Source organism: Streptomyces sp. CNT360 (assembly GCF_000424785.1).
Genome location: NZ_AUKO01000001.1, coordinates 1,035,548 through 1,053,426, shown reverse-complemented (window position 1 = coordinate 1,053,426; position 17,879 = coordinate 1,035,548). Strand labels below are relative to the sequence as shown.

General features: G+C 74.4%; 18 protein-coding genes. 13 read left to right on the top strand and 5 right to left on the bottom strand.

The features are described from left to right. Nucleotides 1-436: 436 nt before the first annotated feature. Entirely contained in the window at nucleotides 437-973 is a 537-nt protein-coding gene (locus H297_RS0104445) for a GNAT family N-acetyltransferase (RefSeq protein WP_027736066.1), read from the bottom strand. 84 nt (nucleotides 974-1,057) lie between these two features. Between H297_RS0104445 and H297_RS0104440 the strand changes: the two genes are divergently transcribed. The 4 genes from H297_RS0104440 (at nucleotide 1,058) to tsaE (ending at nucleotide 5,085) form a co-directional block, all read left to right on the top strand. Then, a complete protein-coding gene (locus tag H297_RS0104440) occupies nucleotides 1,058-1,615 on the top strand; it encodes a DinB family protein (protein WP_027736065.1) in 558 nt (185 codons plus the stop codon). Between the two features lie 157 nt (nucleotides 1,616-1,772). Then, on the top strand, nucleotides 1,773-2,930 hold the full coding sequence (gene alr / locus H297_RS0104435; RefSeq protein WP_027736064.1) for an alanine racemase: 1,158 nt from the start codon (nucleotides 1,773-1,775) through the stop codon (nucleotides 2,928-2,930). A 273-nt stretch (nucleotides 2,931-3,203) separates the two neighbouring features. Beyond that, the gene (locus H297_RS34440) at nucleotides 3,204-4,550 is read left to right on the top strand and encodes an alpha/beta hydrolase (protein ID WP_051351521.1); all 1,347 of its coding nucleotides are present in this window, start codon (nucleotides 3,204-3,206) and stop codon (nucleotides 4,548-4,550) included. Then, on the top strand, nucleotides 4,480-5,085 hold the full coding sequence (gene tsaE / locus H297_RS34435) for a tRNA (adenosine(37)-N6)-threonylcarbamoyltransferase complex ATPase subunit type 1 TsaE (RefSeq protein ID WP_027736063.1): 606 nt from the start codon (nucleotides 4,480-4,482) through the stop codon (nucleotides 5,083-5,085). Before H297_RS34440 ends, tsaE begins: the two co-directional genes overlap by 71 nt. Before the next feature lie 714 nt (nucleotides 5,086-5,799). On the opposite strand, the gene H297_RS0104420 is transcribed toward tsaE, so the two are convergent. Next, the gene (locus tag H297_RS0104420; RefSeq protein ID WP_027736062.1) at nucleotides 5,800-6,387 is read right to left on the bottom strand and encodes a hypothetical protein; all 588 of its coding nucleotides are present in this window, start codon (nucleotides 6,385-6,387) and stop codon (nucleotides 5,800-5,802) included. Nucleotides 6,388-6,551: 164 nt separating this feature from the next. Here H297_RS0104420 and H297_RS0104415 point away from each other — a divergent pair, with 164 nt between their 5' ends. The 5 genes from H297_RS0104415 (at nucleotide 6,552) to H297_RS0104395 (ending at nucleotide 10,685) form a co-directional block, all read left to right on the top strand. Then, nucleotides 6,552-7,895, top strand: coding sequence for an LmeA family phospholipid-binding protein (locus H297_RS0104415; protein ID WP_027736061.1), 1,344 nt, complete (start codon nucleotides 6,552-6,554; stop codon nucleotides 7,893-7,895). A 76-nt stretch (nucleotides 7,896-7,971) separates the two neighbouring features. Further along, nucleotides 7,972-8,664: a tRNA (adenosine(37)-N6)-threonylcarbamoyltransferase complex dimerization subunit type 1 TsaB gene (tsaB, locus tag H297_RS0104410; RefSeq protein ID WP_027736060.1), complete on the top strand. Its 693-nt coding sequence runs from the start codon at nucleotides 7,972-7,974 to the stop codon at nucleotides 8,662-8,664. Further along, on the top strand, nucleotides 8,661-9,317 hold the full coding sequence (rimI, locus tag H297_RS0104405) for a ribosomal protein S18-alanine N-acetyltransferase (RefSeq protein ID WP_027736059.1): 657 nt from the start codon (nucleotides 8,661-8,663) through the stop codon (nucleotides 9,315-9,317). The genes tsaB and rimI overlap by 4 nt, the downstream gene beginning before the upstream one ends. After that, a complete protein-coding gene (tsaD, locus tag H297_RS0104400; protein WP_027736058.1) occupies nucleotides 9,310-10,434 on the top strand; it encodes a tRNA (adenosine(37)-N6)-threonylcarbamoyltransferase complex transferase subunit TsaD in 1,125 nt (374 codons plus the stop codon). The genes rimI and tsaD overlap by 8 nt, the downstream gene beginning before the upstream one ends. Then, nucleotides 10,434-10,685, top strand: a complete 252-nt coding sequence (locus tag H297_RS0104395; protein ID WP_027736057.1) for a hypothetical protein — start codon at nucleotides 10,434-10,436, stop codon at nucleotides 10,683-10,685. Before tsaD ends, H297_RS0104395 begins: the two co-directional genes overlap by 1 nt. A gap of 30 nt (nucleotides 10,686-10,715) precedes the next feature. Here H297_RS0104395 and H297_RS0104390 read toward each other — a convergent pair whose 3' ends face one another. Then, nucleotides 10,716-11,909 carry a THUMP-like domain-containing protein gene (locus tag H297_RS0104390; protein ID WP_027736056.1) on the bottom strand — a complete coding sequence of 398 codons (1,194 nt, stop codon included), beginning with the start codon at nucleotides 11,907-11,909 and terminating at the stop codon, nucleotides 10,716-10,718. 123 nt (nucleotides 11,910-12,032) lie between these two features. Here H297_RS0104390 and H297_RS0104385 point away from each other — a divergent pair, with 123 nt between their 5' ends. The 3 genes from H297_RS0104385 (at nucleotide 12,033) to groL (ending at nucleotide 15,206) form a co-directional block, all read left to right on the top strand. After that, nucleotides 12,033-12,875: a nucleotidyltransferase domain-containing protein gene (locus tag H297_RS0104385; RefSeq protein WP_486589394.1), complete on the top strand. Its 843-nt coding sequence runs from the start codon at nucleotides 12,033-12,035 to the stop codon at nucleotides 12,873-12,875. A 268-nt stretch (nucleotides 12,876-13,143) separates the two neighbouring features. Further along, nucleotides 13,144-13,452 (top strand): co-chaperone GroES, encoded by a 309-nt coding sequence (groES, locus tag H297_RS0104380; protein ID WP_027736054.1) that lies wholly within the window; start codon nucleotides 13,144-13,146, stop codon nucleotides 13,450-13,452. A gap of 128 nt (nucleotides 13,453-13,580) precedes the next feature. Beyond that, nucleotides 13,581-15,206, top strand: coding sequence for a chaperonin GroEL (groL, locus tag H297_RS0104375; protein ID WP_027736053.1), 1,626 nt, complete (start codon nucleotides 13,581-13,583; stop codon nucleotides 15,204-15,206). Between the two features lie 112 nt (nucleotides 15,207-15,318). On the opposite strand, the gene H297_RS0104370 is transcribed toward groL, so the two are convergent. Continuing rightward, complete coding sequence (locus H297_RS0104370; RefSeq protein ID WP_027736052.1) at nucleotides 15,319-16,092, bottom strand: SDR family NAD(P)-dependent oxidoreductase; 774 nt, start codon at nucleotides 16,090-16,092, stop codon at nucleotides 15,319-15,321. A gap of 63 nt (nucleotides 16,093-16,155) precedes the next feature. Further along, nucleotides 16,156-16,824 carry an MOSC domain-containing protein gene (locus H297_RS0104365; protein ID WP_027736051.1) on the bottom strand — a complete coding sequence of 223 codons (669 nt, stop codon included), beginning with the start codon at nucleotides 16,822-16,824 and terminating at the stop codon, nucleotides 16,156-16,158. Between the two features lie 92 nt (nucleotides 16,825-16,916). Here H297_RS0104365 and H297_RS0104360 point away from each other — a divergent pair, with 92 nt between their 5' ends. After that, nucleotides 16,917-17,804, top strand: a complete 888-nt coding sequence (locus H297_RS0104360) for a LysR family transcriptional regulator (RefSeq protein WP_027736050.1) — start codon at nucleotides 16,917-16,919, stop codon at nucleotides 17,802-17,804. Nucleotides 17,805-17,879 lie beyond the last annotated feature (75 nt).

Below are 17,879 nucleotides of genomic sequence, written 5' to 3'. Positions count from 1 at the left end.
CTGCGGCAGGTCTCGGGTCTGCGGTCTGCCTCGGGTCTGCGAGCTGTCCCGGTCTGCGGCCGGTCTCGGGCCTGCGGCCGGTCTCGGGTCTGCGGCCGGTCCTGGATCTGCGGCGGGTCTCGGGCCTGTGGCCGGTCCCGGGTCTGCGGCCTGACACGGGGCTGCGGCCCGTTCTGGGTCTGCGGCCCACGGCCCGTCCCGGCAGCCCTGCGATCGGCCCTGGCCTGGGCCTACGTCGGCCTGGGTCTCCGGCAGCCCCGGGGCTGTCCCGATGTGGGTCCCGATGTGGGGCGCTTCCTCGGTTGCGTAGGTGGGCGGCCTCGCGGGACGGCTCACTCCCAGGCCGTCGATGTTCGATGGCGCAGTGCGCTGTATGCGGCACGGGAGGGCCCCGCCGCGTCGGGACAGCGGTTTCCGGGGTGTGGCCCGGCCGGGGTTACTCGGGCGAGGAGGCCTGGGGCGGTATGCGGGTCAGGGTGGGGCGGAGGGGTTTGCCGAGCCGGTGGTGTGCGTACGGGGAGTCGTCGAACGGCTCGATCTCCACGTAGCCGCGCCTGGCGTACAACCGCTCGGCCTCCACCAGGTCGCGCCGGGTGTCGGAGCGCACCGCCCGTGCCCCCATGCCGAGCGCCGCGCACTCCGCGGCGGCCACCAGCAGCCCTCCCAGGCCGCCCCGGCGGGCCGCGGGGGCGACCCAGACGCCGCGTATCTCGGCGGTGGCCCGCGCGATCATGAGGACGGCCGCGCAGCCGGCGACGGTGCCGTCGGCCTCGGTGCGGGCCAGCAGGAGGTGTCCGTCGGGTGGCACCAGGCCGTGGCCGGGGTGTTCGGCGAGGGCCGCCGCGATCTCCTGCTCGGTCGCCGGACGCCCTCTGCGGCGGCTCTCCAGTTCGGCGGCGTACGCCCGTAGGGCTGCGACGGCTTCGGGGCTGTCGATGGGTTCGGGTCGGATCGTCCACGTCACGCCGCCCATTGTCGACCGGCGGTCAACCGTCGTGCCGGGCACGTGCGTTGGCGTACCGGGGCGACTGTCGTACCCCGCTGTCAGACTCCCGGCATGAGTGAACAGCGCACCGCAGACGCCGTCCCGGCCCACTTCGCCGCGGCGTGGGAGCAGGACACCCGCACGCCGCTTCCCCTGGAGGGAGACGAACGGGAGCTGCTCACCCGCTACCTGGACCACTACCGCGAGACGCTCCTGCTCAAGTGCACCGGTGTGCCGACCGAGGCCCTGTCGCAACGCGTCGTGCCCCCTTCGGGGTTGAGCCTGCACGGGCTGCTGCGGCACCTGGCCGGCGTGGAGCGCTGGTGGTTCCGCATCCAGCTTGCCGGGGAGAAGCTGCCGTTGCTGTACTACTCCGACGACGACCCCGACCAGGACTTCGACTCCCTCGACGGGGACCCCGCCGAGGCGCTGGCCGTGTGGCGGGCCGAGTGCGCGCGCTCCCGCGAGATCGTCGCCTCCATGGAGCTGGACGCCGCGGGGGTGCATGCCCGCACGGGCCGCCCCGTCACCTGTCGCCGGGTCCTGATCGGCCTGATCGCGGAGTACGCACAGCACTGCGGACACGCGGACCTGCTGCGGGAGCGGATCGACGGGGCGGTGGGCCGCTGAGAGCTGCGCATGGCCCGGGGCGACCTGCGACACTGAAGCGGTGAACGATGCTCCACGGACCCGCGCCTCCACCCCCGTGCCCGCGGCCTCGGACCGGGGCCCGGCCGCCGGCGCGAGGGCGTCCGCCCGCGTGCAGGACGTGGACGCAGCGGCGGCGGTGGAAGCGGCAGGGGTGCGGGGGCGGGCCGAGATCGACCTGGCTGCCGTACGGGACAACGTGCGCACGCTGCGTGGGTACGCGCCGCGCGCCGAGCTGATGGCGGTGGTGAAGGCGGACGGCTACGGGCACGGCGCGCTGCCGTGTGCCCGCGCCGCACGCGAGGCGGGTGCCGGCTGGCTCGGCACCGCCACCCCCCAGGAGGCGTTCGCCCTGCGGGACGCCGGTGACCGGGGCCGCCTCCTGTGCTGGCTGTGGACACCGGGCGGGCCCTGGCAGGACGCCCTCGTCCGCGACATCGACGTCTCGGCGAGCGGTCTGTGGGCGCTGGAGGAGATCGTGGCCGCAGCCCGTGCGACCGGGCGGACGGCCCGCGTCCACCTCAAGGCGGACACCGGGCTGGGCCGCAACGGCTGCCAGCCCGCCGACTGGCCCCGCCTCGTAGCGGCTGCCCGCGCGGCCGAGGCGGAGGGCGCGGTCAAGGTGACCGGCGTCTGGTCCCACTTCGCCTGCGCCGACGAACCGGGCCACCCGGCCAACGCGGCCCAGCTCGCCGCCTTCCGCGAGGCCCTCGCCGTCGCGGAGCGGGCCGGGCTCGACCCGGAGGTACGGCACCACGCCAATTCGCCGGCGACGCTCACACTTCCCGACTCCCACTTCGACCTGGTACGGCCGGGCGTCTCCGTCTACGGCCTCTCCCCGTCCCCCGAGGTCGGCACCGCCCAGGAGCTCGGGCTGCGCCCGGCCATGACGCTGAGCGCCTCGCTCGCCCTGGTGAAGCGGGTGCCGGGCGGTCACGGTGTCAGCTACGGGCACACCTACACCACGCCGGGCGAGACCACCCTCGGGCTCGTCCCGCTCGGCTACGGCGACGGCCTGCCCCGGCACGCCTCCGGCGCCGGCCCGGTCCTGGTGGCCGGGAAGTGGCGGACGGTCGCGGGGCGCGTGGCGATGGACCAGTTCGTCGTCGACCTCGGCGGGGACGGCGCGGCGGCCGGTGACCGCGCCGTCCTCTTCGGCCCCGGTGACCGGGGCGAGCCGACCGCGGAGGGCTGGGCCCGTGCAGCCGGCACCATCTCCTACGAGATCGTCACCCGCATCAGCGCACGGGTCCCGCGGGTATACGCCCACGAGGACGTGCGGCGGGCGGACGGGTAGGCGAGCCACCGGCGGCAGCACACATCGCGCAGCACCGGACACGGGTGAGGCACGGGTACGGGCGACGGACGGGGGCCGGGAGATGAGCGGAGTGCGGGGTACAGCCACGGCCGCGGGCAGGGGCGGGAGCGTGCGCGGCGGCACGTGCCGAGGGGTGACCGAGGCGGTCGGGGAGGTGGCCTGGTGACGGACGACGGTGACGTGGCGGGCCGCGCCGCGCGGGAGGTCGCCGCGCTCGGGACACCGACGGGGACGCAGGACGCGGCCGAGGCCGTGGCCGCCGCGCGGCGCGCGTGGCGCACGGCGGCGGCAACCGCGGCGGGTGCCCGTACGCCTGCGGGGACGCCGTCCGTCCCGGCGGGGCCCGGCGGCGGGGCGGGCTGGTCGCGCCGGGCGGGGCTCGCCGGAGCCGCCATAGGCGTCGTCGCGGCGGGGGTGGCTCTCGAACGCCTGACGGTGCACCGCGCCGTCCGCCGCAAGGCGCGGCTCGCTCTCGACGCCACCGCGCCGTACGGCTCCCTGCGCGGTACGCCCGGCCGGGTGGCGGCCGAGGACGGCACGGAGCTGTACTTCGAGACCGAGGAACCGGAGGACTTCGAGGAGGACCACCCGGACCCGGCCCGGACACCGGCACCGCAGGAGCAGGAGCAGGAGCAGGAGCAGGAGCAGGAGCAGGAGCAGGCCCCCCGGGCCCGGGCTCAGGTGGGCGGGCCTCCGCTGACCGTGGTCTTCTCGCACGGGTACTGCCTCAACCAGGACGTGTGGCACTTCCAGCGAGCCGCGCTGCGCGGCCGGGTCCGGTGCGTGTACTGGGACCAGCGCAGCCACGGCCGCTCGGGGCGCGGTCCGGCGGGGGAGCGGGTCTCCATCGACCTGTTGGGCCGGGATCTGAAGGCCGTGCTCGACGCCGCCGCGCCGCAGGGTCCCGTGCTGCTGGTGGGTCACTCGATGGGCGGGATGACGCTGATGGCGCTGGCCGCCCAGTACCCGGAGTACGTCGAGGAGCGCGTCGCGGGCGTCGCCCTGCTCGGTACCAGCGCGGGCGGCCTCGCGGAGGAGAACCACGGCCTTCCGGCGGCCGGCGCGCGGGCGGTACGCCGGGTGGTGCCCGGGGTGCTGCGGGCGCTGGCCGCGCGTGCGGAACTGGTGGAGCGCGGGCGACGGGCGAGCGCGGACCTGTTCGCGGGGCTGGTGAAGCGGTACTCGTTCGGCAGCCCCCGGGAAGTGGATCCCGGGGTGGCACGGTTCGCCGAGCAGCTGATCGAGTCGGTGCCGGTGGACGTGGTCGCGGACTTCTATCCCGCCTTCGTGGAGCACGAGAAGAGCGCGGCGCTGACCGCCTTCGACGGGGCGCGGGGACCGCACGTCCTGGTCCTGGCGGGGGACCGCGATCTGATGACCCCGAGCGTGCACAGCGAGCGCATCGTGGCGGCTCTGCCGCGCGCCGCCTTCGTGCTGCTGGAGGCGACGGGACACCTGCTGATGCTGGAGCGTCCCGAGGAGGTCGGCGCCCACCTGGACGCGTTGCTGGCGCGTACCATCCGGACGCATGGAAGCACCGCACGACCAGCATCACGCGCCGCCCCCGCAGACCGCCAGGGCAGGCCGCCCTGCCCCTGACGGCGCCCCGTCCGACGCCTCGGCAGGCGAGCCCGCCGCCGCCCGGAACGAGGTGAGGGTCACCGTGCCCGCCGCGGAGGACATGCGGGCGCTCGGTGTACGCCTCGCGGGGCTGCTCAGGGCCGGTGACCTCGTCATGCTCACGGGTGAACTCGGGGCGGGCAAGACGACGTTGACGCGGGGCCTGGGCGAGGGCCTGGGGGTGCGCGGCGCCGTGACCTCTCCCACGTTCGTCATCGCCCGGGTCCACCCCTCCCTGACGGACGGTCCGCCGCTGGTCCACGTGGACGCCTACCGGCTCGGCGGCGGGCTGGAGGAGATGGAGGACCTGGACCTGGACGTCTCGCTGCCCGAGTCGGTGGTCGTCGTGGAGTGGGGTGAGGGCAAGGTCGAGGAGCTGACGGAGGAGCGGCTGCACGTCGTCATCTCCCGGGCGATGGGGGAGGACGGCGGCGAGGCCGACGACGTGCGGACCGTCACCCTGGCCGGGGTGGGGGAGCGCTGGGCGGCGGAGAACCTCCGGGCCCTCGGCTGAGCGGACCGGGCCCGGCGCGGTGCCCACCGTGCCGACAGCGTGTCGGCAAGATGTTGCGCGGTCGACGGGGGGCGTGGTCCCATGGGAGCTGAGAGCACGGTTAGGTATACCTAAGTGCCACCGTGTCGATGCCCCTGGAGGAGCCATGACCGCACAGCATCCCGGGCAGCGGCCTGAGCGGGACGAAGCGGTGCCCGCTGACGGAAGGGCACCGGTGCCCGACACTCCGCCCATGAGCGAGCTGCTCGCGTCCTGTGCTGCCGCGGCTGCCGTGTCGAGCCCTCCGTCGCGTGCGGAGTCCACCGACGGAGCCGGGCAGCACCCGGGCCCGGACCGCCGCTGAGGCGACCGTCGGCACGCCGCCGCCGGACGCCCCGGGCGCGAAGCCCTCGCCGGACCACGCCCGCCCGGGTCCGCCCGGTTCGCTCGAGGTCCGGCCGCGGCAGGCGCCGGCGTCCAGCACCCGCGAGCGGCGGGCGCCTGCCGCGGGTGATGCACCGGTGACATCCGTGAACGCTGACCGCCGAGCCTGCCGGGAAACGACCAGCGCCGAGTGCCCGGTCATGGTCAGCGTCGGGCCGTTCGCGAGCGACCGGCGCCGAGTGCCCGGGAACGACCGGCGCAGGGGAACGCTCAGGGCCGAGTGCGCGAACGAGCCGAGTGCGCGAACGACCAGCGCCCGCCGACGGACGGCGGGCCGGCGCGGGCCTACCGTCAGCGGACCACCACGACGGGGGTGCCGATGGTGGCGTGCAGCCACATGGCCTCGCCGTCGGCCCGCTTCTCGCGGATGCCGCCGGTCTTGCGGGAGGCGCCCGGGTCCGGGGTGGACCCGTCCAGCGAGGCGCTGAACCCGATGGTGACGCCGCCGACGTCGGCGAACCGTACGACGTTCTCCACGGGCACCCCGTCGGAGCCCTTCACATGGGAGGAGCGCGAGGTGACCTTGTAGGTACCCGGGCGGGGGTCGACCGAGCTGGGCGCCACCTCGAAGGCGCGGGACGTCCTGCCGTCCTTGCCGACCAGCCAGACCTGGTGCCGCTCCAGGGCGTAGACGACGCGGCGCCCTTGGCCGGAGCCGGACGGCGGCGCGGTCCTCTGGGCGGACGGAGCGCGCCTCTTGGCGTCCCCGCCCTTGCCCTCGCCGCCGGGGGAGGGCTTTCCCGTGCCGGCCGAGGAGGGCCGGTCGACGCGGTCCTGGGCGGCCGAGGCCTGGTAGGCGAAGAATCCGATCACGGCGAGGGCTGCCGCCGTCAGCCCGGCCACGACCACTCCCGCGCTGCCGCCGCTGCTGCGTGCCACCGTGCGCCGCCACCTCTCCTGCGAGCCTCGGCGAACCCCTTCGCCGTCCGCCGTCGACGGTAGCAGCAGGCGCGGCACGGGCGCCGTGGCGAGACCGGTCGTGGCCGTCGGGTGACCGAAGAGGGAACTTGGAGTAACGCCCGTGCTTGTGTTCGCATGTGGCGATGACCCCCCACGGATCATCGCCACACTCCACAACTCCCATACCGAAAATCCCCACCCCCGGCGAGGGGGAGCCCCACGCCCCCCGCCGTCCGGCCAACCCCTACGAGGAGCTGGCGGCGCTCGCCGACGACCCGGGCGGCTCGCATCCGGGCGACGGGGCGTACGACAGTGCGGCGTACGACGGGGGCTACGACGGCGGTCTGCGCGGGTTCGGTATCGGGGTGCGTTCGGAGTACGACGAGCCGGCCTACGAGGACCGGATGCCCTACCTGCGGGCCGTCCGGCGGCGGCGCCGCTCCCGGGTGCGGCGGACCGTGAAGCTGGCGATCCTGTGCTGCACACTCCTGGCCTTCCTCGCGGTCGGAGACCGCTGGGCCGCCCTGTACGCGGAGGGCAAGGCCGCGGAGAAGGTGCAGCAGTCGCTGCACCTGCACGCCCGCCCCGAGGTGCACATCGAGGGCTTCCCGTTCCTCACCCAGGTGGCGCGCGGTCGCCTCGACCACGTCGAGACGAAGATCCCGGACGTGCCCGCGGGCCGCGTCTCCGTCGCCCAGGTCAGCGGCGACGTCGACGACGTGAAGATCGTGGGGGACGCGCCGTCCGCCATCAAGGGCGCGGTGCTGGGCCGGATGAAGGGGGACGTCCTGCTCGACTTCGACGACCTCGACCGCGAGCTGGGCACCTCGCAGGTCGCGTTCACCGCGGGGGGCCGCCACACGGTGCACGCCGCGGGCGAGCTGCCCGTCGGCGGCACGGTGGTCAAGGTCCGCGCCCGCGCCCATCTGCAGCGCACCGGCGACCACGGGGTGGGCACCACGGTGGACGAGATGCGGCTGGTGGTCCCCAAGCTGTTCAGCTTCACGCCGGGCACCGGCAAGGAAGCCGGCCTGCGGCTCTCCCGCCCGCTGGCCGAGCGCATCCAGCGCGACGCGGCCAAGGCACGGGCGCTGTTCGGGGTGCGGTCGATCGCGCACCGGTTCGGCCTCACCCCCGAGCGGGCGCAGCGGGTACGGCACAGCGAGCGCGAGCTGCACCGGCTGACGGGAGCGCCGCGGTTCGTGGACAAGGTCATGCGGCTCAACATGCTGGACGTCGTCGTCGCCCACCCCGAGCTGCTGGAGAAGGTCGGCATCGACCCGTCGCTGGTGGCGGCGCTCCGCAAGATCGAGGAGCCGAAGCTCGCCGACAAGCTGGCGCTCCACCTGACCCTGCCGGACCTGCCCGGGGACGTGCGGCTGCGCGGCGTCTCCGTGGCCAAGGAGGGCATCCGCGCCGAGCTGACGGGCTCCGACATCCCGTTCGGCAAGGCCGCCGTCGGCCAGGGCGGCGCCCGCAACGGGTGAGGCAGCCGCCTCCCGGAACGGGTGAGAAAAGGGACGAGGGGCCAGGGGCGGGGCGCGGGAGCCGTAGGCTGGTCGGGTGTTGATGCTCGCCCTGGATACCGCCACCCCCGCCGTGACCGTCGCCCTCCACGACGCCGACGGCGACCGCACCCTCGCCGCCGCCCACCAGGTGGACGCCCGCCGGCACGGCGAGCTGCTGCTGCCCTGCGTGCAGCGGGTGCTGGAGGAGGCAGGGCGGAAGCCGGCCGAGGTCACCGACCTCGTCGTCGGTGTCGGCCCCGGCCCCTACACCGGGCTGCGGGTCGGCCTGGCCACCGCCGAGGCGTTCGCGGCGGCGCTCGGGCAGCGGGTGCACGGGCTGTGCTCGCTGGACGGCATCGCCTACGCCTCCGGGCTCGCGGAGCCCTTCGTCGTGGCCACCGATGCGCGCCGCAAGGAGGTCTACTGGGCGCGGTACGCCGACGCCCGGACGCGGACCGGCGACCCGGCCGTGGACCGGCCCGCCGACCTCGACGACCTCACCGATGCCGCGGCCGCCGACGGAAAGGTCACCGGGCTGCCGGCCGTCGGCGCGGGGGCGGTGCTGTACGAGTCCGTCTTCCGCGGCGTACGCCGGGACCTGCCCACCGACCAGTCCGCCGCGGCGCTGGCCCGGCTCGCCGCCGAGCGGCTGGCACGCGGCGAGCAACTGCTGCCGCCCCGCCCGCTGTACCTGCGGCGGCCCGACGCCCAGGTGCCCGCGGGCTACAAGGTGGTCACCCCGCGGTGAGCTCCCCCGAGGCGGCCGGCAGCGAGGTCACGCTCCGCGAGATGCGGTGGTGGGACATCGAACCGGTACTGGAGCTGGAGGGCGCGCTCTTCCCGGAGGACGCCTGGTCGGCGGGGATGTTCTGGTCGGAGCTGGCGCATGCGCGCGGCCCCGCGGCGACCCGCCGCTACCTGGTGGCCGAGGCGCCGGACGGTGCCCTCGTCGGGTACGGCGGGCTGGCGGCGGTCGGCGGCACCGGCGATGTCCAGACCATCGGCGTGCTGCCCGGGTACCGCGGCACCGGCCTCGGCTCCCGGCTGCTGCGCGCCCTGCTGCGGGCGGCGACCGACTTCGAGTGCGCCGAGGTGCTGTTGGAGGTGCGGGTCGACAACGCGCCCGCGCAGCGGCTCTACGAGCGCTTCGGTTTCGTCCCCGTCGGGGTGCGGCGCGGCTACTACCAGCCGGCGAACGTCGACGCGCTCGTGATGCGGCTCGCCGACCCCGCCTCGTACGCCGCCGCTGCCGACGCCTCCGGCGACCTGCCGGCCAACGCCCTGCACGACGCGCCCCGCGACGGCCCTGCGTCCGGCCCTGCGGACCCGCGTCCCGCCACCTCCGTGCCGACCACTCCGACCACTCCGACCGCGCACCAAGGAACGAACACCCATGGCTGACGAACCGCTCGTTCTCGGCATCGAGACCTCCTGCGACGAGACCGGCGTCGGAATCGTGCGCGGCCGCACGCTGCTGGCCGACGCCGTCGCCTCCAGCGTCGACACGCACGCGCGGTTCGGCGGCGTCGTCCCGGAGATCGCCAGCCGGGCGCACCTGGAGGCGATGGTGCCGACCATCCAGCGCGCGCTGGACCAGGCCGGTGTCGCCGCCACCGACCTCGACGGCATCGCCGTCACCGCGGGCCCCGGCCTCGCCGGCGCCCTGCTGGTCGGCGTCTCCGCCGCGAAGGCCTACGCCTACGCGCTGGGCAAGCCCCTCTACGGCGTCAACCACCTGGCCTCGCACATCTGCGTCGACCAGCTCGAACACGGCGCCCTGCCCGAGCCGACCATGGCGCTGCTGGTCAGCGGCGGCCACTCCTCGCTGCTGCTCGCCCCCGACATCACCGCCGACGTCCGCCCGCTCGGCTCCACCATCGACGACGCGGCGGGCGAGGCCTTCGACAAGGTGGCCCGCATCCTGAACCTGGGCTTCCCCGGCGGCCCCGTCATCGACAAGTACGCCAAGGAGGGCGACCCGGCCGCCATCGCCTTCCCGCGCGGTCTGACCGGACCCCGCGACGCGCCGTACGACTTCTCCTTCTCGGGCCTCAAGACGGCTGTCGCCCGCTGGATCGAGGCCAGGCGCAGCGCCGGCGAGGAGGTGCCCGTCGCCGACGTGTCGGCCTCCTTCCAGGAAGCCGTCACGGACGTGTTGACCCGCAAGGCCGTGCGCGCCTGCCGCGACGAGGGCGTCGACCACCTGATGATCGGCGGCGGTGTCGCGGCCAACTCGCGGCTGCGGGCCATGGCGGAGGAACGCTGCACCGCCGCGGGCATCACGCTGCGGGTGCCGCGCCCCAAGCTGTGCACCGACAACGGCGCCATGGTGGCCGCGCTCGGCGCCGAGATGGTCGCCCGCGACCGGGCCGCCTCCGCCTGGGACCTGCCCGCCGACTCCTCCCTCCCGGTGACCGAGCCCCACGTCCCGGCCCCCTCCCGCGACGGCCACGACCGCGGGCACACCCACTCCCACGACCACGTGCACGAGGTCAGCCGGAAGAACCTCTACGCCTGATGCCGACGACAGCCCTCATGTGGGAGGCCAAGGCCGCCCCCGGTGCCGCCCCCGCTCTTGTGGAGTGGGCCCGCGCCGCCGAGTTGGCCCCGCCGCCCGCCCGCCGCGAACACTTCACCGCCCCCGGCGACCGGGTCCTCGTCATCACCTGGTGGCCGCGCCCCTACGACGCCGAGATCCCCGAACTGCCGGACCCGCCCGAGGAGCTGACGGCCCGTCCGGTGCACCGGTGGCGGTTCGAGCAGGTGTGAGCGCGCACGGCGGGCAGCGCCGCGGCCGGGTCAGCGGGGCAGCGGGTGGCCCAGCAGCATGCTGGGGGCGCCGGCGACGCGGGTGAGGAAGACGGTGCACGACCCGGGTGCCGTCTTCGGGTCGAGCTTCAGCTTCCGGCGCAGCTCCTCCGGTTCGACGGCCGAGCCGCGCTTCTTGACCGTCACGGCGCCGACCCCGCGTTCCCTCAGCAGGGCGCGCAACTTCTTGAGGTGGAAGGGGAGGACGTCGGTCAGCTCGTACCCGGTGGCGTACGGGGTCGGCCGCGGCGGCCCGTCCGCCGTCACATAGGCGATCGTCGGGTCGATCAGACGCCCGTCCACCCGTGCCGCCACCTCGGCGACCAGGTGGGCGCGGATCACGGCGCCGTCCGGCTCGTAGAGGTAGCGGCCCACCGGGCCGGGCTCCGGATCGGGCAGCCCTTGCCCCACCAGGGTGTCGCCGCGCGGCAGCAGCGTGGCCCGTACCCCTCCCGCACCGCCGCTCTCGCCGGTGAACCACAGGACGGCTTCCTTGACGTCGCCGCCGTAGGAGATCCACTCCGCCCCGGCCTCCTCCGGCACCGCCTCGTGCGGGATGCCAGGCGCCACCTTCAAGGCGGCCACCGGCGCGGCGCGAGCCCGCTCCACGGCCCAGCTCAGCGGCGGGGAGTACGCCTCCGGGTCGAAGATCCGGCCGCGGCCGCCCCGCCGGGCGGGGTCGGCGAAGAGCGCGTCGTAGCCCTCGGCCGCCACCTCCCGCACGTCGGCGCAGCGCACCTCGACACGGTCGGCGACGCCGAACGCTGCCGCGTTGGCGCGCGCGACCGCGCAGGTCAGCGGGTCGCGGTCGACGGCCAGCACGCGGATGCCCGCACGGGCGAGGGCGAGCGCGTCCGCGCCGACACCGCAGCACAGGTCCACAGCGCTACGGGCGCCGAGTGCGGCGAAGCGGCGGGCCCGGTGGTCGGCCACCGCCGTGCGGGTGGCCTGTTCGAGCCCGTCGGGCGTGAAGTACAAGGTGTGGGCCTGCTCCGCGCCGAACTTCGGCTCGGCGCGGGTACGCAGCCGGTTCTGGGTGAGCGCCGCGGACACCAGCGCGGGCGCGTACCGCTGCCGCAACCGCGTGGCCACGGCCAGCTCCTCGCCCGGGGCCACCCCCCGCACCTGACGCAGCAGATCCTGCCCCTCGTCGGACAGCAACCCGGCGAACACCTCGACATCCACCCCGCCATTCTCCCGTGCCGACCGGAGGGCCGCGCCGTTAGGGTGGGGGCGTGAAGTGAGGGACTCCGCGCGCCGCCGCACCTGTGACACGCCGAGCGAGCCCCGCCAGGGGCCCCGGCGCCGATGCGGCGCGCCCTACCGCCCGCCTTCACTTCGTCGATCGGACACTCCGTGCCTGACACCCGCTCCCTGACCGACGTGGCATTCCTCGGCCATGTCGCCGACCGGCTCGCCGGTCTGCCCGCCGTGCACGCCGTCGCTCTCGGCGGCTCCCGCGCCGAGGACACCCGCACCCCCGACCCCGGAAGTCCGCACGGCGAGGACGAGCGGGACTGGGACTTCGCCGTCTACTACCGCGGCGCCTTCGACCCCGCCGACCTGCGCGCCCTCGGCTGGGAGGGCGAGGTGTCCGCACTCGGCGCGTGGGGCGGGGGCGTCTTCAACGGCGGGGCCTGGCTGACCGTCGACGGGCGGCACGTGGACGTCCACTACCGGGACCTCGACATCGTCGAGCACGAGCTGGCCGAGGCCCGCGCGGGACGGTTCCACTGGGAGCCGCTGATGTTCCACCTCGCCGGCATCCCCAGCTACCTCCTGGTGGCCGAACTCGCCGTCAACCGGGTGCTCCACGGCACACTGGAGCGGCCCCGCTACCCGGAGGCCCTGCGCGCCGCCGCCCCGCCGGTGTGGCGGGACCGCGCGGCGCTGACCCTCGGGTACGCGAAGGGGGCCTACGCGCGGCGCGGGCGGCCCACCGAGGTCGCGGGTGCGCTGGCGACGGCCGCCATGGAGACCGCCCACGCCGTACTCGCGGCCCGCGGCGAGTGGATCACCAACGAAAAGCGGCTCCTTCGGCGGGTGGGGCTGGACACCGTGGACGCCCTGCTGCCGGGGCTCCGCCCGGACCCCGAGGCGCTTGAAAACGTGCTGGTCGAGGCGGAGGCACTCTTCGAGGGTGCGACCTGAGACGGCCTGTGCCGACCCCGGCACGGGTGGCCGGAAGGCGCGCTTCCCGGGGCGGGAAAGCGCCCCTCCGGGGGCGGCGCGCGCCGGTGTGGCTAGCACTCGGCTTGACCGAGTGCTAGCGCCGCAATAATCTCAACCTTGGCACTCTCCCCGTGGGAGTGCCAGCAGTACGCGACGGGCAGATCCGGCACCCGCGACGGCGGATCCACCTGGTCGCCACCCCAGACATAAGACCCCATTTGAGATCTCCGAAGGGGGAGGTCGGATCGTGACGACCGCCAGTTCCAAGGTTGCCATCAAGCCGCTCGAGGACCGCATCGTGGTCCAGCCGCTCGACGCCGAGGAGACCACGGCCTCGGGCCTGGTCATTCCGGACACCGCCAAGGAGAAGCCGCAGGAGGGCACCGTCCTGGCCGTCGGCCCGGGCCGCTTCGAGGACGGCAACCGCCTGCCGCTCGACGTCCAGGTCGGTGACATCGTGCTGTACAGCAAGTACGGCGGCACCGAGGTGAAGTACAGCGGCGAGGAGTACCTCGTGCTCTCGGCCCGCGACGTCCTCGCGATCGTCGAGAAGTGACGCAGCCGCAGCAGCCGTAGCAGTTTGCAGCGAACCGCGCCCTGGTGCCCGCTCCCGATGAGGTAGCAGGGGCCAGGGCGCAGCTCGTACGAGTCGTGCGAGACGTGTGAGAGGACACAACAGCTTCCATGGCGAAGATCCTGAAGTTCGACGAGGACGCCCGTCGCGCCCTCGAGCGCGGCGTCAACAACCTGGCCGACACCGTCAAGGTGACCATCGGCCCCAAGGGCCGCAACGTCGTCATCGACAAGAAGTTCGGCGCCCCGACCATCACCAACGACGGCGTCACCATCGCCCGTGAGGTCGAGGTCGAGGACGCGTACGAGAACCTGGGCGCGCAGCTCCTCAAGGAGGTGGCGACCAAGACCAACGACATCGCGGGTGACGGCACCACCACCGCCACGGTGCTGGCCCAGGCGCTGGTCCGCGAGGGCCTGCGCAACGTCGCCGCGGGTGCCTCCCCGGCGGCCCTGAAGAAGGGCATCGACGCCGCGGTCGCCGCCGTCTCCGACGAGCTGATCAAGACCGCCTCGCCGATCGACTCCAAGGAGGACATCGCTTCCGTCGCCGGGCTGTCCGCGCAGGACAAGCAGGTCGGTGAGCTGATCGCCGAGGCGATGGACAAGGTCGGCAAGGACGGTGTCATCACCGTCGAGGAGTCCCAGACCTTCGGCCTGGAGCTGGACTTCACCGAGGGCATGGCCTTCGACAAGGGCTACCTGTCCCCGTACTTCGTCACCGACCAGGAGCGTATGGAGGCCGTCCTCGACGACCCGTACATCCTGATCCACCAGGGCAAGATCAGCTCCATCCAGGACCTGCTGCCGCTGCTGGAGAAGGTCATGCAGGCCGGCGGCTCCAAGCCCCTGCTGATCATCGCCGAGGACGTGGAGGGCGAGGCCCTCTCCACCCTCGTCGTCAACAAGATCCGCGGCACCTTCAACGCGGTGGCCGTCAAGGCTCCCGGCTTCGGTGACCGCCGCAAGGCGATGCTCGGCGACATGGCGACGCTGACCGGCGCCACCGTCATCGCCGAGGAGGTCGGCCTCAAGCTCGACCAGGCCGGTCTCGACGTACTGGGCAGCGCCCGCCGCGTGACCGTCACCAAGGACGACACCACCATCGTCGACGGCGCCGGCAAGGGCGAGGACGTGCAGGGCCGCGTCGCCCAGATCAAGGCGGAGATCGAGACCACCGACTCCGACTGGGACCGCGAGAAGCTCCAGGAGCGCCTCGCCAAGCTGGCCGGCGGCGTCTGCGTCATCCGCGTCGGTGCGGCCACCGAGGTGGAGCTCAAGGAGAAGAAGCACCGCCTGGAGGACGCGATCTCCGCGACCCGCGCGGCCGTCGAGGAGGGCATCGTCTCCGGCGGTGGCTCGGCCCTCGTGCACGCCGTCAAGGTGCTGGAGGGCAACCTCGGCAAGAGCGACGACGAGGCCACCGGTGTCGCCACCGTGCGCCGCGCCGCCGTCGAGCCGCTGCGCTGGATCGCCGAGAACGCGGGCCTGGAGGGGTACGTCATCACCTCCAAGGTCGCCGAGCTGGAGGCCGGTCAGGGCTTCAACGCCGCCACCGGCGAGTACGGCGACCTGGTGAAGGCCGGTGTCATCGACCCGGTGAAGGTGACCCGCTCCGCGCTGGAGAACGCCGCGTCCATCGCCTCGCTGCTGCTGACGACCGAGACGCTGGTCGTCGAGAAGCCGGCCGAGGAGGACGAGGCCCCCGCCGGTCACGGCCACGGCCACGCCCACTGAGGCGTTCCGCCACCACGAAAGGGCGCACCCCGCACGGGGTGCGCCCTTTTCGCGCGCCGGAGGCCCGGTGCGGGCTCCTGCCGTCGGGCTCCGCGGACTGCGCGCGCGGGCTCTACTGGGGGCCGAATGTGCGCCCCGTCGTCGAGGACACCCGGCCCAGCATCCCCTGCGGGATGAGGCGGGAGGCGCCCAGCAGTGCCTTGTAGCGGGGGTCGGGGATGGACAGCGACCGGCCCCGTGCCAGGTCGTGGAGAGCGGTCTCCACCACCTTGTCGGCGTCCAGCCACATCCAGCGGGGGATGTTCCCGGTGCCCATGCCGGCCCGCTCGTGGAACTCGGTGCGGACGAACCCGGGGCACAGCGCGAGCAGCCGCACGCCCTGACCCGCCAGATCCTTGGCCGCGCCCTGGGTGAACTGGGTGACCCACGCCTTGGAGGCGCCGTACGTCCCGCGGGGGAAGAACGCGGCGACCGAGGCGACGTTGATGACACCGCCGCGCCCCCGCTCGCACATCGAGGCGGTGGCGGCGCTGGTGAGCCGCAGCACCGCCTCGCAGTGCACCTTGAGCATCGTCAGCTCGTCGGCCAGCGGGACGTCGAGGTAGCGGCCCTTGTTGCCGAACCCGGCGTTGTTGACCAGGAGATCGACGGGGTGCGCGGTGTCGCCCAGCCGCTCCTCGACGGCCGCGATGCCCTCGTCCGTCGACAGGTCGGTGGTGATGACGTCGGCCTCCACCCCGTGCCGGTCGTGCAGCTCGGTCGCCTCGCGCCACAGGCGGTCGGTGTCGCGCGCGGCGAGCACCAGGTGGTAGCCGCTGGAGGCGAGCCGGCGCGCGAAAGCCGCGCCGATCCCGGCGGTGGCTCCCGTAATCAGTGCAGTCGTCATGCGGTCACGCTATCGGCCCGGCTCCGTGGGCCCGGCCCCAGGCGACGGCGCCCTGACATGGTGTCAGGCCCCGGTGCGCCGCAGCGCCCGCTCCCGCGCCTCGGGGTCCAGCGGCTCGCCCGCCGCCAGGATGCGGGGCAGCAGCTCCGGCTCGCCCGTCAGGGACCGGAAGAGGAAACTGACGGTGACCTCGTGGTCGGGACGGTGCACGACGGTGACCGCGTCCCCCACCTGCAGGCGGCCCGGGTCGAGCACCCGGAGGTAGGCGCCGGGGCGCCGGCGCGCGGTGAAGCGGTGCAGCCACCTCTCCTCGGCCAGCCGGCCCGCGAAGGTGCGGCAGGGGAGCCGCATGGAGCACACCTCCAGCAGCGGTCCCGTACCGGGAGCCCCGATCTGCCAGCGTTCGCCGATGCGCGCCCCGTCCACGTCGACGCCCACGGTGGTGAGGTTCTCACCGAAGAAGCCGTTGGCCAGCGTGCGGCCCAACTCGCCCTCCCAGTGGTCGAGTTCCTCCCGGGAGTAGGCGTAGACGGCCTGCTCGTCGCCGCCGTGGTGCCGCTTGTTCCCGATGGTGTCCCCGGCCAGCGCGCTGCCGCCGGTGCCGCGGGGGCCGGGCGCGGAGACGGCGACCGGCTCCGTGGTGGGCTGCTTGTCGATGCCGGTCCGCTTGTCCGGGGCGTCGCTGTACTCGGCCCTGTAGGGCTTGGCCAGGTTCACGGAGAGCAGCTTCATGGCCCGAGGCTAGCCGTGCCCCACCCAAGCCGCGAACACGTTTCCCCGCTGCTCCCCAAGGTGTCCTTATGGGACGGACGTATGCTCGAAGCATGATCGAGGCACGACATCTGCGGGTGCTGCGCACGGTCGCCACCACCGGATCCTTCTCCGCCGCGGCGCGCGACCTGGGCTGCACCCAGCCCGCCGTCAGCCAGCAGATGAAGGCGCTGGAGTCCGCCGCGGGCACCCCGCTGCTGGTGCGGACGGGCCGCGAGACGCGGCTCACCGAGGCGGGCGAGGCGCTGGTACGGCACGCCGCGGGCATCCTCGCCGGGCTGACGGCCGCCGAGGAGGAGGTCGCAGCACTGGCCGGGCTGCGCGCGGGTCGGGTACGCCTGGTCTCCTTCCCCAGCGGCAGCTCCACGCTGGTGCCGACGGCGGTGGCGGCGATGCGCACCGACCATCCGGGCACCCGGATCTCCCTGGTGGAGGCCGAGCCGCCGCGCTCCGTGGAGATGCTGCGCGCCGGCGACTGCGAGATCGCGCTGGCCTTCCGCTACGGCGCCGCCCCCGAGTGGGACGACCTGGTGGAGTACCCGCTGCTCACCGACCGGCTGGTCGGCCTGGTTCCGGAGGGGCACCCCTTCGCGGACGCCGAGGAGGTCGGCATCGGCACCCTGGCGGAGGAGCCGTGGATCGCCGGCTGCCCCCGCTGCCGACGGCACCTGGTCGAGGTGTGCGAGGGGGCCGGCTTCACGCCGCGGATCGACTTCGCGACCGACGACTACCCGGCGGTGGTCGGCCTGGTCGGCGCGGGCCTGGGCGTGGCCGTCCTCCCGGAACTGGCCGTGGAGTCCGTACGTCCCCGAGGCACCCGTGCGGTACGGGTCAGCCCCGCCGTGCAGCGCGAGGTGGTGGCCCTCACCCTGCCCGACCTCGCCCGGGTCCCCGCCGTCGACGCGATGCTGCAACGCCTGACCACCGCGGGCCGCCGCTGAGACGGCGCCGGGCCGGTGGCGACGCGGGGTGGGCGCTCCCGGGCCGGGCACCCTGTCGGGGCCCCACGCGGGGGA

Bases quoted from the DNA above. Each gene is read 5' to 3' on its own strand.
- H297_RS0104445 (WP_027736066.1), bottom strand. From the start codon at position 973: ATGGGCGGCGTGACGTGGACGATCCGACCCGAACCCATCGACAGCCCC.
- H297_RS0104440 (WP_027736065.1), top strand. From the start codon at position 1,058: ATGAGTGAACAGCGCACCGCAGACGCCGTCCCGGCCCACTTCGCCGCG.
- tsaE (WP_027736063.1), top strand. From the start codon at position 4,480: ATGGAAGCACCGCACGACCAGCATCACGCGCCGCCCCCGCAGACCGCC.
- H297_RS0104415 (WP_027736061.1), top strand. From the start codon at position 6,552: ATGACCCCCCACGGATCATCGCCACACTCCACAACTCCCATACCGAAA.
- tsaD (WP_027736058.1), top strand. From the start codon at position 9,310: ATGGCTGACGAACCGCTCGTTCTCGGCATCGAGACCTCCTGCGACGAG.
- H297_RS0104395 (WP_027736057.1), top strand. From the start codon at position 10,434: ATGCCGACGACAGCCCTCATGTGGGAGGCCAAGGCCGCCCCCGGTGCC.
- H297_RS0104385 (WP_486589394.1), top strand. From the start codon at position 12,033: ATGCGGCGCGCCCTACCGCCCGCCTTCACTTCGTCGATCGGACACTCC.
- groL (WP_027736053.1), top strand. From the start codon at position 13,581: ATGGCGAAGATCCTGAAGTTCGACGAGGACGCCCGTCGCGCCCTCGAG.
- H297_RS0104370 (WP_027736052.1), bottom strand. From the start codon at position 16,092: ATGACGACTGCACTGATTACGGGAGCCACCGCCGGGATCGGCGCGGCT.
- H297_RS0104365 (WP_027736051.1), bottom strand. From the start codon at position 16,824: ATGAAGCTGCTCTCCGTGAACCTGGCCAAGCCCTACAGGGCCGAGTAC.
- H297_RS0104360 (WP_027736050.1), top strand. From the start codon at position 16,917: ATGATCGAGGCACGACATCTGCGGGTGCTGCGCACGGTCGCCACCACC.